Source organism: Pseudoalteromonas sp. EB27, from assembly GCF_001974875.1.
Taxonomy (GTDB): Bacteria; Pseudomonadota; Gammaproteobacteria; order Enterobacterales; family Alteromonadaceae; genus Pseudoalteromonas.
Map to the genome: position 1 here is coordinate 181,123 of NZ_MTQD01000006.1, position 14,311 is coordinate 195,433.

Consider the following 14,311-nt stretch of genomic DNA (forward strand, 5'->3'; position numbering starts at 1 on the left):
AATCCTTAATGTTCAAACTGGTTGCGTTTTTCGCCAGACATCATAATAGCTAACCCGCAGGCAGATATCACTACTAACAATAATCCAGGAATAGCGGCGCGACCAAAATAGCCCGCTTCGTATACACGCCATAAATAAGTAGAGAGGGTTTCAAACCCTGTTGGGCCAAGTAGGAGCGTGGCTTCTAGTTCGCGCATTGACTCTAAAAACACCAGTGCTGCACCGGCAATAATACCGCGCATAGTTAAAGGCAATGTTATGCGAGTAAATACTTCACGTGGGCTTGCCCCTAATACGCGCGCAGACTTTACTAAGCTCGGATCTAAGTGTTCAGTGCTTGTTCTAACAGAGCCTACAGCAAGTGGTAAAAATCGCAGCATATAAGCAATAATAAGCAATCCCAGTGTTTGATATAAAAACGGTAACTGCAAACCACCGTAAACAAGCGCTGTGCCCATTACTATGCCCGGAATACCAAAACCAAAGTAAGTAACACGCTCCATTATACGACCCGTTTTTCCACTCAGTGCGGCATGTGCAACGGGGATCGCAACGATAACAGCTACAATTGCCGCAATACCCGATGCATACGTAGAGTTCCACGCAATATTAAAATCAAATGAGCTAAAACCATCACGAGCTAACCAAAGCGAAAATATAGCCAAAGGCAAGCCAATAGCAAGCAGTAAAACAGGTGCAAACGTAACAAACATGGCACTTAACTGTAATTTGTTTGGAAATAAAATTAACGGGCGACCATTGCGCTCAGGCGCTGTTTTTATTTGTGATTCAACTAAAAGTAAAAAACCGACAATAACCATCAGTTGAAGTGAAAGCATTGCAGCGCGCCCTAACGCAAAGGCGTTGTATTCAACGTAAATTACGCGGGTAAAGGTATCTAAGCGCATCATTGCGGGCGTGCCAAAGTCTGATAACGTATAAAGCGCGACTAACAAAGAGCCTGCTGCAATACCGTTAACTACGCGCGGTAATATAACTTTAAATATACTTTGCGTCATCGACATTCCAAGCGTACGCGCGGCATTAACCATGCTTGCATCAAGGCTCAGTAAAGATGAGCGAGTTGTCATCATTACAAACGGGAAGGTATAAAGCGTCATTACAATGGCAGCGCCGGTTAGGCCATACATTGATGGGGTTTCTATTCCTGTTAAGGTGTTTATTTCGCCACCGGGGCCAAACGCTGCATAAAGGGTAAATGCGCCAATATAACTGGGGATTGCCAGCGGCGCTGCAAATACAACCAGCCAGAGCTTTTTAAATGGTAAATGCACATACGCGCTAATAAACGCCAGTGGCACACCAATTAAAATAGAGCCAAGTACCGTTAAACCCATTAACGATAACGTGTTGCCTAAAATTTGAAGATTGTGGGTGTCAAACACTGAGCTTGCATCGCTTGCAAGCACTATTAATACATAAACAGGGGTAAGCGCAACAAGCGCTGCAAGCAGCGCCATTGGATAAGAGGCAGGTATTCTCATTACAATACGCCGCTGCTACGCATCAAATCTATAGTAGGGCGTAAATCAGCAAGCTGTGTTAAATCTACTTTAGGTGGAGAAATATTAGCAAGTGATGGTAGACCCTCAGGTTGGGTAATACCATTTACTAACGGAATTTCGTACGCTTCACTGGCTAAGTAACCTTGTACTTCTTTACTTAGTAAGTAACGCATAAAGTTAGTAGCAAGCGGATCGTCGTTAAGGGCTAATACACCCGATGCATTAACTAAACAGCCCGCATCATTTTGTGTAAATGCTAAATCAAGCTTGGCATCAGGCTTGCCTGATTTTAAACGCAATGTGTAATAATGATTAGCAAAACCAATATCAACTTCACCGCGTTCAACGCCCATAACAACACCTAATTCACCAGCGTATGTTTTAGCACGTTTTTTAATCTTTTTAAGCCACTTAGCAGTTTTGTCGTCGCCTTCTAAAATTCGCATTGCGGTTACAAACGATTGAAAAGAAGCGTAGGCGGGCGCCCAGCCAATACTTAAATCGCTGTCGGCAATTTCCATAATACTTGTTGGAATTTGATCTTTGGTCAAACGCGACGTGTTATATGGCAATGTACGAATACGGCCAGTTACAGGTGCCCACTCTTTATATCTAAATTGTGGTTGTAACTGAGCAGATAAATCACCTGGGATAGGTTGTGCAAGACCTGCATCGGTTACCAAACCTATAGCGCCTGAGTCAACCGCCCAAAATAAATCAGCGCGGCGAACACCGGCTTTAGCTTCTGCAACAATGGTATTTGCTAAAGCAGCAGTAGGACCTCGGCGTATACCGAGTTTAAAGTCTGGATTTTTTTTCTGGATTGCCTGTAATACGTTTTCATACAAACCACCTTCGCCTCGACCTAAATAAAGGGTTAACTCACCTTCAAGCTTTGGTAAATCATCAACAGAAACTGGGTTTGCTATATCAGCGGCTAGCGCACGAGAAAGAGGTAGTGGCAATGAGCCAACCACCCCTAACGCAGCTAGGCCTTGAATAAAGGTCCTACGCTTCACTTAAAATACATCCTTACGGGCTTTTTCTGCTTTTTCTATAAGCGTTTTAGCGCGGTCTAATTTTGTTTGCATATCACTGATCACATCGCGTACTTCATCTACGCTTTTGCTGTTTTGAATTGCTAGTGGCAGTGTTACGTTAAAGTCTTTTTCCAGCACTTCAACTAGGTTAGCGTCTTGCTCAATAAGTGTACCTTCAACGCCTTCAAACAGGTGTAGGTAAGTGTCATGAACAATTTCAGTTGCTTCGTCTTGTAAACGCTCAGCAAATTTAGCTACTACACGGTCTAATTTGTGCTTAATTTCATCAATTGTGGCACTTTGTGTCATTTCTTTTGTAGCGGTTGCTTTTACAGTGTCTAACAAGCCTTTTTGCTGGAATTTTGCAGCAAGCTTAACAGCCCCAAGGCCTTGCCACAAGGCTATGTTCATCGCTTTTTGTTGTTTACGAACTTCCTCAGCAGGCTGCTTATTATCAATGGCCATTTTTACGCCATAAAGACCCTGCCAAATAGAAGCGTATACCGGTACAAAGTTAGTTTCTATTGCGCTGTGAAACTTAACTGATTCCCAATATTCAATTAAATCATCAGTTTTTACAGATTTTGCGCCTTTAGTATCGTAGTCGCTTACCATGGTATCAACTTTGCCTACCATCCATTCTACTTCTTCTGCGTAACTTTTAAGGTTAGCTTGAAGATGATTAACATGCTCGCCAATAGGGCCGTTAGCTAATACTGGTTGAGCCATAAACGCCGAGGCTAGTAAAAGGCTTGCACCTAAAGTTTTGGCTGGTTTAAATAGTAATTTCATAGCAAAGAAGTCCAAAAGGTAATTGTAAATGATAGCCATTATCATATCCATAATGATTGCCAAAATCAATATATCTATATTTACTCGTAAAATCCCATTTTTCTCTTTGATTTAAATAACTTAATGTCATGTAAGAAAGCTTACTTTGTAGCGATTATAAATGTTACTACTAAGCAGGTTTATTTTTTCGCAGGTTGGCGAGAATTTTAAGCTGCTTTTGTGAGCAACTTAAAACGCATGATTTTATTTAGTTAAGTTTACGTTTTTTACTAATCTTATTTTTTCACCATCTACATCTAAATATGCTGTAATATTTGCACGAGTGAGCTCACTGTTATTAGCTAATTCAAAGTGATAGGTTCTGCTCTCATAAGGTTCTATTTTCACCTTTTGTTTGAGTTCTTTTATTACTAAAGGTTTTAAATCAGAAATAGCAGAAAGAGTGAGCGTACCATCAGTTTTACCTGAATATGGTCCTGTAAGCGTTACGCTGAAAACACCTATGTTTTTATTGTTTTTGGTGTACTTATATTTCATTCCAACACCATTAAAGGGCATTAGAGATTCACGAAAATGTGATTGATAGCTAAGTGACTGCCATTGTAGTTTTTGGTCAACCTTTAAACTTTTAGCGCCTTGGACTTTCGTTAAATCGAGATTATGAGTGCCGGGTTTTAGCGCATTACTTATTTTTTGTTTTGCAATAACATTCCCTTTAGTATCTAAAAATTGAATGTTAGCTGAAATCTTTAGTTCAAAATCTGTGGGGTTGTAAACTCTTAAAAAAGCATCACTTTTATTAAAGTATATACTTGAATCAATACCAGAAAGCGCTCTAAAACCAATATCACCTAATCGCTTCATGTAATCGTTAAGCTTTAAGTTTAACTCAGAGTTAATAGTTGTATGGTGTTTTTTATCTGTTAGCTTTGCCATTAACTTACTTAATTCAAGCTCACAATTTGTTAGTTTAAAGACATGAATTTGGCACGTTCTGAATAAGCGGCTTAGTAAATTATAATTTTTAAACACCCAGGGATTAGGTATTTGGGCAACAGATGGCTGTGTATTACTAAATGAGTTAGCAGGATATAAATAAGGGGTAAGTAAATGGTTGTTGTTTCTACTTAGTAAGCTGATTTTTTTGGTGTTTAATGTTGTTAGTATATCACGAGCGATAGGCAGAATAATTTGCTGCTCTATTAATTTATTATTTAGTGCAGTTAAGGTGATTTTTATATGTGCCTCCTCTAAAGAAAGCAGGATGGCAATAGATTTATTTTTAATTAAGGCCTCCCTAATTTCAGGTGTTAAGCCTAGCTGTAATGAACTAAATTTATTTATATTTTGCCCATATATATGCAAGCGTTCACCATCAACGATTATAAATTCCAACAACTGATCATCATTTATTTGTTCTTTCCCAATAAAACGCTGCCTATATAGTTGATTATGTTTGCTACGTTTTGCTTGTAAAGCAACACCGACTTCGCTTCGGCGTATCTGTGATTGTTCAAAACCGATTAAAACAGCCACTTGGTTTTTGTTAGAAATATTTATAATCTGATTCGATAATGGCCCAGGAAAATCCATGACAGGGTGGGTCTGTTTTCTCGGTGGGTTAATATCTAAACGAGATAAATCAGTTGAGTCTGTATTTCGTAACCAATAAGAAGCCCCATCTTGCTCCCATGGTCCTGACACTATATGAAAACTTGGCTTAATATTTTGTACAAAATCAGCGAAGCCTTGTTCAATTGCTTGCCAATCTTTAAAAGTGTGTTTAAGTAATGAGTTAGCCGTTGAAAGGGTTGACTCACTATGGGGGTTAGCTAGCCTAAGCTGCTTTAAAAAGTAAGCAAAAAATTGTGCTCGCTCTGGTGAACTTAAAAGATAATGAATGATAAAAAAATTAAGACCGCGTTTAAGTGCAGGATCATCGTTAATTTGTTCAATAGTGGGTTTGTTCTCGCTGTAATACTGTTTTAAGCCCATCTCTATATAGTTCATTGGGGCACGATCAAATACCATTACTGTTAGTTGTTTCAGATTTGGATCATAAACATGATGAGCAACTGAATCAGCTAGACCTTCTGTTATCCAATTGGGTGCCCAAGTAGAATGGCCATTTAATGCCATATGAAATGCATGCATTGTTTCGTGGATCACGATGTAGCGCTGATGATGTTCTCTATGACTAGGGAAGTTGTAACCTGCGCGATTATAATACATGGTTTCACCACCAGCTGTTTTATGAACGCCACGTAAAAAACCATCATCAAGCATAGCTTCACGGACTCTTGAACGACTACTACCATAAACCACAGCAATCCGTTGGCGTTCAATATTAGGTGGCTCCATCCCAAACAACGCAACATAGTGTGGATAAGACATCTCTAATAACTCTAAATATAGCCTTACTTTTTCTTCAGGTAGGTCACTTTTAAGTGCAAAGTGCTTGCTTATCCACCAATTATAACCTCGGCTATTAGCAATTTTACTCTCACTATAAGTGTAGGGAACTTCTTTACCCAAAAACTTAATATCTATGTCCTTTAGTGTACTTGTGTAACCGTTCACTGCTATATCAGCTTTTAATGGTGCTGGTGTTATTGGTTTAATAGGGTTTTTAATATAAGTCGCTGCTTGTGGTTGGCAAGCTACAGTTAAAAATACGAGTAGTAGAAGGATTATACTTTTTATCATTATCGTCACCTTGTATTTATGTATATTGTATACAATAAATGGTATGGTGTTTGGGTTTAAAAGTAAACTAATAATAACGTTTACATACTTAACTTACCCTTTAAAATATGAGTTAAAAACATGCAGAGTTTTAGGTTCATACAGCGATTATTTACTTGTAAAGCAGAGGGTGACGAGGGCTTAGTTGACACAAACCGCAGAGAACTTTAACTTAATTAGTACACGCATAAAGTGGCATAATAACAGCACAGTTTGAGCAACTGTGCTGTTTAATATTATATTATATAGCCGAATTTATTTTTTGTTTATCTGGCTTACTCAGCCAAGCCAAATGGATTATCAATACTGTGTGCGGGTTCTGTAAACCATTTAGGTCCTGATTCAGTCATATAAAAGTGATCTTCTAATCGCACGCCAAATTCATCAGGTACAACTAGCATTGGTTCGTTACTAAAACACATACCTTTAGTAAGAGGGGTTTTATCACCGCCTACTAAATATGGCCATTCATGAATGTCTAAGCCAATGCCGTGGCCAGTGCGATGCGGGCAGCCAGGAGTTTGGTATTCAGGACCCAACCCTTGTTCTGTTAAATAATTACGAGCTCCAGCATCTACGGCTTCACATGTTTGGCCTATTTTTGCTTCATTAAATGCAGCAATTTGTGCCGCTTTTTCATAGTTCCAAAATTGGCGCTGGCGATCGCTCGCTTCACCAAATACGTAGGTGCGGGTGATATCTGATAAGTAATCATGCACTTTACAACCAGTATCAATTAATACCATGTCACCTTTTTTTAATATTTGCGCGTCTTTTACACCATGGGGGAAAGAAGTTGCAACACCAAATAATACAATGCAAAAGTAATTGCCTGGTGCGCCTACTTTTTGGTGTGCTTGCTTTATAAACGCTTCTACTTCAGTGGTACTGATGCCTTCATGTAGCATACTGGCAGTTGCTTTATGTACCGCCAGCGTCATATCCATAGCACATTGCATTAATGCAAGTTCATTGGCTGATTTATGCATGCGACAATGTGCAGTAACAGGCTGTGCATTAACTAACTTTAAGCCATTTTGGGCTTTATTAATGCCATCAAAAATAAAGAACTGTGCGCTTTCGTCAATACCAACTGTGCCATTAGCAGCAATACCCATTTCAGATAATATATTGACAAATAATGCGTATGGACTTTCATGCTCTTGCCAACCGTGAATTGGACCATCAATCACTTTAAAGCCATTTAATGAACCAATTTCAAAATACGGAGCAATATATTGCACACTACCATTAGCAGGTAAAATTGCTCCCACCAGACGCTCACTTGCATACCAACGCATTCCCGTAAAGTAAGTAAGGTTTGTGCCTGCATTTAAATATATGGCATCAATACCATTGGCCTGCATGTATTGCTGAGCTTTTTTAATTCGTTCTAGGTGCTCTTGTGGTTGAATCGGGGTTAAATCTTCAGTGACATCATTCAAACTAGCAAGTGCTTGTTCTTTGGTTTGAATGCCAATACCTTTGGTTATCATTATACTCTCCTAGTTAATGTGCTTATTGCGCAAATGGTATGTGTGAATTACTTGCCGCTTGGGTGTTAAATCGGCATATACTATAAGGTGTTAGATCAATCTCTGCGTCTTGTCTTAAACATAAACTAGTGATTAATTCTCCTGTGACGGCACCTTGTGTTAAACCGAGATGCTGGTGGCCAAAGGCAAAAAATAAATTAGGGTGGTAAGGTGCTTCACTTATTACGGGTAATGAGTCTGGCAGAGATGGTCTACAACCCATCCATATGCTACTCGGTTCTGATGGAATAGAAGAATTACTTAGCATTGCTTTTGCGTGCGGTACTAATGCAAAAGCACGTTTTTCGTTCATTTCTCGCTCAGTGCCAGCAAATTCAACAGTGCCTGCAATACGGAGTCCTTGGATCATAGGGGTCATAATAAAATTTCGTTCTGCAGACGCAACAGGCCTAGATAAGCCATAATTACTTGCTAGCATGCAGTGGTAACCACGTTCAGTATCTAATGGCACCTTATAACCTAAAGGCTCTATTAGCGATTTACTCCATGCTCCTGCTGCAACAACAACTTTATCAACGAAAAATGTTTGTTGATTATTACTGAGTATATACCCGCCGTCAGACTGCTTAATTTTAGATATTTTTTGTTGGCAAAACTTCCCCCCTAGTGCACTAAATTGTTCAGCTAAATTAATGCAAAAAAAATAAGGATCTACGCTGTGGGCTACATCTTTAAATAATAAAGCATGTGTTATTACTGCCGATAGGGTTGGCTCTAATAATTTAACCTCTTCAGCGCTGAGTAGTTCAACAGCAATACCTTGAGCTATAAAGCTATTATAAATTTTTTTTATATGTGTGAGCGATGTTGTTTCAAAAGTTAACAAACTTCCTTTTTTTGTGAGTAAGTGGGCTAAATTAAACTCATTGAGCAAGTGCTCGTATGCAGTAATAGCTCTGTTATTTAATGCTTTAAGCGCTTCTATATTTGCACTGTAGGTTTTACTTCTCATATTTTTTGTAAACAGCCAAAACCATGGCAGCGCTTTAAAAATATAGCGCCAATCTATGCGTAGTGGACCCAATGGGTTGAATAACATACCCGGTAACTTTTTCAATAATGATGGGTGTGCAAGTGGAAAGATTTGTTCGGTAGCAAAATGCCCCGCATTACCTTTTGAACAGCCTTGAGCCAATCCATTTTCGTCATACAAAGTGACGGAAAAGCCAGCTCGTTGTAGGTTAAGTGCACAACAAATGCCAATAATTCCAGCACCAACCACAGCTATTTGTTGTTTTTTTTGCTCTGCCAAAATGTGTTACTCCACTTAATACTATTTGCGTTGTTAGCCTGTAATAAACGGGCTGTGTTGTTTTGTGTACCATTAATAATCAACGCTGGAACAACTTTAATTATTAATTATTTACTTACAGTGCCTTAGCATAACTTTCTTTTTTGGTTTAGAACCATGCACCTATAAATTTGTAAAATGCCACATTGGCATATTGATTATTGTATACAATATACCTATCATATCAAGTCTAAACATAAATTAGGTAATAAAAATGGCAGTAAATTGGCAAGGAGTCTATTCAGTAATAACGACTCAGTTCAATGCAAATAACGCCGTTAATTTTGCATCAACAGTAAATGATGAACTAAATAACGAAGGCGTTCACGGCATTATTGAACTGGTTACGGCAGACAACAAAGTAGCTGTCACCTCGCTTTACAATGAAGCGTCGGCAAGCCACTTTGATTTAACAAAATTTAATTTGGAATAAGTTATGCTCAAAGGGACCTTTTTTTGTATTGACGGCCATACCTGCGGTAACCCAGTAAGGCTAATAACCAGTGGTCACCCGCAATTAAGCGGGTTGAGCATGAGTGAGAAGCGCCAGGATTTTTTGCAAAATCACGATTGGATACGCCAAGCGCTCATGTTTGAGCCTAGGGGTCACGATATGATGTCGGGCGGGTTTTTATATCCACCCACCACGGAAGATGGTGATGCAGCTATATTATTCGTGGAAACATCAGGATGTTTACCTATGTGTGGTCACGGTACGATGGGTATTGTTACCTTCGCTTTGGAGCATGGCTTATTACATGCAAAAGTGCCAGGTACTTTGCTGTTAGACACACCAGCTGGGCGTATTCATATTAACTATGAAATGACTGATGGCAAAGTACAGTGGGTAAAAATTTATAATGTACCCGCATATTTAGCACACCGCTCGATAGTTATTGAGATACCTGAGCTAGGTGAGCTTAAAGTAGATATTGCCTATGGAGGTAATTTCTACATTATTGTTGAGCCGCAGACGAATTATAAAGGCATTGAACATTTAACTGCAGGGCAAATTTTAAAGTACAGCCCTAGAGTCCGAGAAGCAATAAACGCGAAAGTTCAATGTACGCACCCGCTAGATAAAACCGTTCAAGGTGCTAGCCATGTTTTATGGACAGGCACACCTAAAAATCCCAATTCGGATGCAGCAAATGCTGTTTTTTATGGCGACAAAGCTATTGACCGTTCGCCATGTGGAACAGGTACCAGCGCACGTATGGCACAGCTTTTTGCCAAAGGACAGTTGGCTCAAGGGCAGAATTTTATTCACGAAAGTTATATTGGGAGCCAGTTTATTGGTTGTATTGAGCAAGTAACAGAAATAGCAGGCATACCAGCCATATTACCAAGTATACAAGGCTGGTCTAGAGTGACGGGCACAAGCGCGATCACCGTGGATGACGATGACCCATATGCATTTGGGTTTCAAGTAATTTAATGAGGAGCAAAGCATGACATTAACAGGACAAAGTTTAGTAGCAGGGCAGTGGATCGGTGATTCAGCGAATGGTGAATTTCACGCATTTTCCCCTGCGCGCAATGAAGCATTACCAACGCGCTTTTTTAATCTTAGTACGGCTGAATTAAACGGTGCGATAGAGGCCGCACAATCGGCGTTTTATCAGTACCGTAAAACCAGTTTCGCGCAACGTGCAGATTTTTTAACGTGCATCGCAGAGCAAATTTTAGTACTTGGCGATGAGCTAATTGAACAAACACAGCAAGAAACTAACCTACCACTTGCGCGTTTACAGGGGGAGCGCATGCGCACCGTAAATCAACTTAAAGCATTTGCTAGTGCATTACGTGAAAACCCTGAGTCACCTCTGGGTTTGAAAGTAGTGGATGAAGCAGATGTCACAAGAGCACCTTTGCCAAAGCCACATACTGAGCTTAACTATTTACCGTTAGGGCCCGTTGCTGTATTTGGAGCATCTAATTTTCCTTATGCCTTTTCAACACTGGGTGGAGATACTGCAGCAGCGCTTGCTGCAGGTTGCCCAGTGATTGTAAAAAATCACACAGCGCACCCTGGTACGGGTGAGTTAATGGCACGAGCGGCGCTTGCAGCCATTAAAGAATGTGCGATGCCTTTAGGGGTGTTTGCTATGGTGCAAAGCAAGACGTATGACATATCGCATCAATTAGTTGCTGCTCCGGGAATTAAAGCGGTTGGCTTTACCGGATCATTTAATGTGGCCAGTAAACTGCAAGAAACGATTGCCAAGCGTGAAGAACCCATCCCATTTTATGGCGAGCTGGGAAGTATTAATCCACAAGTTATTTTACCTAATAAAGCCATAGAACAGAGTAAAGAGATGGCACAGTCACTTTGCCAGTCAATGCTGATGGGCAACGGGCAATTTTGTACCAGTCCTGGGCTTTGGTTAGTGCCAACGGGGTGTGATGAACTTGAAGCACACATTACTGCGTGTATTAATGATGCGCCATCAGACACCTTGCTCACCCCTGGGATTGTTAAAACGTTTAAACAACAAGTCGAAGAGCGCAGCCAATTTGCTCAACTAAGCGTGTTGGGCAAAGGTAAGCTTGAGCAAGCGTTTCATGCTAATGCGCATGTCTTCGCGTGTAATGCCGATGATTATTTAACAACCCCAACTTTGCATGAAGAAGTGTTTGGCCCTGCGGCATTAGTTGTGCGCTACGACAGTGAGCAACAGCTCATGATATTGATAAATAAACTCCAAGGTCAGCTTACTGCCAGTGTTCATGGTACTGAGGCTGATTTAAATAAAGCTGATAGTGTTATTGAAGCACTGCAATATAAAGTAGGCCGTTTGATTAAAAATCAAATGCCAACAGGTGTAGAAGTGTGTGGTTCAATGAACCATGGTGGACCATTCCCAAGCTCAACGGATGTGCGCAGCACTTCTGTTGGTACAAATGCAATGTTGCGATTTATGCGACCAATTTGTTATCAAGCATAAGATTATTGGGCGGGATATACAAATTGTATATTCCCGCTTTTCCTTATTTTTAAGGACGCTTAGGCAGATTCTAACTTGGCATATAAGTGAACTTGGGTATAATGTATGCTAAATGCAATATAAAAGGATCACCATGGCTATCGAGCACAAAACCCGCACCCAACTAGTCGCAGAAGCAATTCGTGAAAAAATATTAACCGGTGAGATAAAAGCTGGTGATCCGCTGCGTCAAGCTGCACTTGCTGCTGAACTTAATGTGAGTCGAATACCTGTTCGTGAGGCACTACTTCAGCTTGAAGCTGAAGGGCTTGTTAATTTTGAAGCGCATAAAGGAGCCACGGCCACAGAGCTTTCAGCATCACAAATTGATGAAATTTTTGATTTGAGGGCATTACTTGAAGCTGAGCTGCTAAGTCACTCAATAGAGGGATTAACAGATCAAGATTTAACCGATGCCGAGCTTATCTTAACTGAGCTTGAAAGCGCCATGGAAGCAGGTGATACTCACTTGGCAACGGGCGATTTAAACAGCCGTTTTCATGGTAAGTTGTATTCACGCGCACAACGGCCACAAACTCGGGAGCTAGTTGATATGTATAGTAAAAATTCAGAGCGTTATGTACGGATGCATATTTTACTGGCAGGTGGCTTAACTACTGCGCCCGAAGAGCATCGCACTTTATTACAGTTTTGCCGCGTAAAAGATACCAAAAAAGCCTGTGTTTTTTTGAAAAAGCATATCTTGAGCGCAAAAAACGACATTAAAAAACTATTACTTAAAATAGAAGATGAAAAAAGGTAGTTTTTAATAAATCTTTGCTAGCACATTCTTATAATGTGCTCAGCTGGCTACCATTCAAGGTTCAACCAGCTTATCTGCATTTTTAAAGTGAATATTTAAAAAATAATTTAGGTAGGTAGAGCAAAAAGCTTAGAAGTGTAAAGCTTAACCTTACCTAATATTCGCATAAACGATACACCTGAACTTTCTACCTTAAATTTCTATTTTTCTTTAATGCTCAATAAGTAAGATTATTTAATAGGGTGAGATGCAACCATCGCAAGAACAGTTAAGCGGTAGGTACTAAAAACTCCGTAAAAATGGAGTTTTTGTTTGTTAACTTTTAAATAATTAGTCTATTAAACCTAGAATCTCAAGTCTCTCTTTTGCCTTGATATACCGTGTTTGAACATCATCAATCTGCTGTTGAGTTAGTTTTTTCCCAAGGGTACGAAGCCCACCCGTTACATCATTGTGATGAATGCCAAAAGCAAGCTTAAGGTATTCTAAAAGTAACGGTTGTGCATCAAGGTAAGATATAGAATTCATCGCTTGAGAAATTTTATTTGCTTCAGCCCATTCGCCTTTATTCACATGTTCCTGCATAGTGACACTTGCTTTTGGGAATATACAACCAACGCCTGTAATTCCACCGCACGCACCAGCGAGTCCTGCATGTACGGTTACGGTGTCTACACCAGCTAGTACTTTTAAGTCTTTGTTCATTAGCATCATTGTTTCAATAACTGACACGTCTATCGTTGAAATTTTAAGCGCGGTAACTTCAGGTAAAGCAGCAAGCTTCGTTAGAAGATCAGTTGAGAGCGCATGGTAGCCGGCTGCATCAGGATTGTTATAGGGCATTATTGTTATGCCTACCTCTTTTGCAGCTTTTGCAGAAAGGGCATAGTATGCATACATTTCTTCATCAGAAGGTGTGTATGTGGTTTTTGGTGGCATTACCATCACGGTATCAACGCCAACAGTCGCAAGTTCTGTAACAATTTTGGCAAGCTGTTCTTTAGTTTCAGCTGCTGCTCCACTGATTAATGGAACATTATGTTGTTTAGCTACAACCGAAAGAGCCTTTAGTAAAGAAAGGCGCTGCTCGTCACTTAAATAGGTATTCTCACCCAGTGTGCCAGAGCCAACAAGCCCTCCCATTTTAGTACCTCCTTTACCTTTAACGCTTAAAATATCATTTGCATATTTTTGCGTTGCATCAAAATCAATTTCAAGGGCGCCGGACTGCGACTCTTTAAGCCAAGTAAATACAGCTGGCATAACAGTATATCGCCAGTCTTTGCTATTTGTTTTCATTATGCTTCCTCTTATATTCACTTATTTTCGTATATTGTATACAGTGTGCAGTTTATTGTAGCAGCAAAATTTACTTCGGCAATACCTAGGTCAAAATTAATTAAGTATCTAGTTTAAAAATATTAAGGAGCCTATTACACCAAATAACATAGATTACATAAGCTCGCCTCAAGCAGTTAATCATCGTTATAAATATTTATTTTTAATATTTCAGTTTTATGTATTAAATCTCAGAACTCCAAGTCTCTGTTTTTAGGTACAAATTGAAAAGGTTTTAGGTTCTGTATAATTTGTAATTTAAATTTAACTAAA

At 39.7% G+C, this 14,311-nt stretch carries 11 protein-coding genes; 4 read left to right on the top strand and 7 right to left on the bottom strand.

Going from position 1 to position 14,311, the window contains the following annotated elements; genetic code table 11:
• Positions 1-5: 5 nt before the first annotated feature.
• The 6 genes from BW142_RS08820 to BW142_RS08845 form a co-directional block, all read right to left on the bottom strand.
• A complete protein-coding gene (locus BW142_RS08820; RefSeq protein ID WP_076924613.1) occupies positions 6-1,505 on the bottom strand; it encodes an iron ABC transporter permease in 1,500 nt (499 codons plus the stop codon).
• Positions 1,505-2,545 carry an extracellular solute-binding protein gene (locus BW142_RS08825; RefSeq protein WP_076924614.1) on the bottom strand — a complete coding sequence of 347 codons (1,041 nt, stop codon included), beginning with the start codon at positions 2,543-2,545 and terminating at the stop codon, positions 1,505-1,507. Before BW142_RS08825 ends, BW142_RS08820 begins: the two co-directional genes overlap by 1 nt.
• Positions 2,546-3,358 carry a hypothetical protein gene (locus tag BW142_RS08830; protein WP_076924656.1) on the bottom strand — a complete coding sequence of 271 codons (813 nt, stop codon included), beginning with the start codon at positions 3,356-3,358 and terminating at the stop codon, positions 2,546-2,548.
• 243 nt (positions 3,359-3,601) lie between these two features.
• Positions 3,602-6,064: a hypothetical protein gene (locus BW142_RS08835; RefSeq protein ID WP_076924615.1), complete on the bottom strand. Its 2,463-nt coding sequence runs from the start codon at positions 6,062-6,064 to the stop codon at positions 3,602-3,604.
• A gap of 314 nt (positions 6,065-6,378) precedes the next feature.
• On the bottom strand, positions 6,379-7,599 hold the full coding sequence (locus BW142_RS08840; RefSeq protein ID WP_076924616.1) for a Xaa-Pro peptidase family protein: 1,221 nt from the start codon (positions 7,597-7,599) through the stop codon (positions 6,379-6,381).
• A gap of 22 nt (positions 7,600-7,621) precedes the next feature.
• Positions 7,622-8,911 (bottom strand): FAD-dependent oxidoreductase, encoded by a 1,290-nt coding sequence (locus tag BW142_RS08845; RefSeq protein ID WP_024599539.1) that lies wholly within the window; start codon positions 8,909-8,911, stop codon positions 7,622-7,624.
• A gap of 253 nt (positions 8,912-9,164) precedes the next feature.
• Between BW142_RS08845 and BW142_RS08850 the strand changes: the two genes are divergently transcribed.
• From BW142_RS08850 to BW142_RS08865, 4 genes are all read left to right on the top strand, one after another.
• Positions 9,165-9,383 carry a hypothetical protein gene (locus BW142_RS08850; RefSeq protein WP_076924617.1) on the top strand — a complete coding sequence of 73 codons (219 nt, stop codon included), beginning with the start codon at positions 9,165-9,167 and terminating at the stop codon, positions 9,381-9,383.
• A 3-nt stretch (positions 9,384-9,386) separates the two neighbouring features.
• Positions 9,387-10,388, top strand: a complete 1,002-nt coding sequence (locus BW142_RS08855) for a 4-hydroxyproline epimerase (protein ID WP_024597910.1) — start codon at positions 9,387-9,389, stop codon at positions 10,386-10,388.
• A 13-nt stretch (positions 10,389-10,401) separates the two neighbouring features.
• Positions 10,402-11,898 (top strand): aldehyde dehydrogenase (NADP(+)), encoded by a 1,497-nt coding sequence (locus tag BW142_RS08860; protein WP_076924618.1) that lies wholly within the window; start codon positions 10,402-10,404, stop codon positions 11,896-11,898.
• A gap of 133 nt (positions 11,899-12,031) precedes the next feature.
• Entirely contained in the window at positions 12,032-12,700 is a 669-nt protein-coding gene (locus BW142_RS08865; protein WP_024597912.1) for a GntR family transcriptional regulator, read from the top strand.
• 330 nt (positions 12,701-13,030) lie between these two features.
• Here BW142_RS08865 and BW142_RS08870 read toward each other — a convergent pair whose 3' ends face one another.
• The gene (locus tag BW142_RS08870) at positions 13,031-13,999 is read right to left on the bottom strand and encodes a dihydrodipicolinate synthase family protein (RefSeq protein WP_006793005.1); all 969 of its coding nucleotides are present in this window, start codon (positions 13,997-13,999) and stop codon (positions 13,031-13,033) included.
• Between the last annotated feature and the right edge of the window lie 312 nt (positions 14,000-14,311).

Bases quoted from the DNA above. Each gene is read 5' to 3' on its own strand.
- BW142_RS08820 (WP_076924613.1), bottom strand. From the start codon at position 1,505: ATGAGAATACCTGCCTCTTATCCAATGGCGCTGCTTGCAGCGCTTGTT.
- BW142_RS08855 (WP_024597910.1), top strand. From the start codon at position 9,387: ATGCTCAAAGGGACCTTTTTTTGTATTGACGGCCATACCTGCGGTAAC.
- BW142_RS08840 (WP_076924616.1), bottom strand. From the start codon at position 7,599: ATGATAACCAAAGGTATTGGCATTCAAACCAAAGAACAAGCACTTGCT.
- BW142_RS08870 (WP_006793005.1), bottom strand. From the start codon at position 13,999: ATGAAAACAAATAGCAAAGACTGGCGATATACTGTTATGCCAGCTGTA.
- BW142_RS08865 (WP_024597912.1), top strand. From the start codon at position 12,032: ATGGCTATCGAGCACAAAACCCGCACCCAACTAGTCGCAGAAGCAATT.
- BW142_RS08850 (WP_076924617.1), top strand. From the start codon at position 9,165: ATGGCAGTAAATTGGCAAGGAGTCTATTCAGTAATAACGACTCAGTTC.
- BW142_RS08830 (WP_076924656.1), bottom strand. From the start codon at position 3,358: ATGAAATTACTATTTAAACCAGCCAAAACTTTAGGTGCAAGCCTTTTA.
- BW142_RS08860 (WP_076924618.1), top strand. From the start codon at position 10,402: ATGACATTAACAGGACAAAGTTTAGTAGCAGGGCAGTGGATCGGTGAT.
- BW142_RS08835 (WP_076924615.1), bottom strand. From the start codon at position 6,064: ATGATAAAAAGTATAATCCTTCTACTACTCGTATTTTTAACTGTAGCT.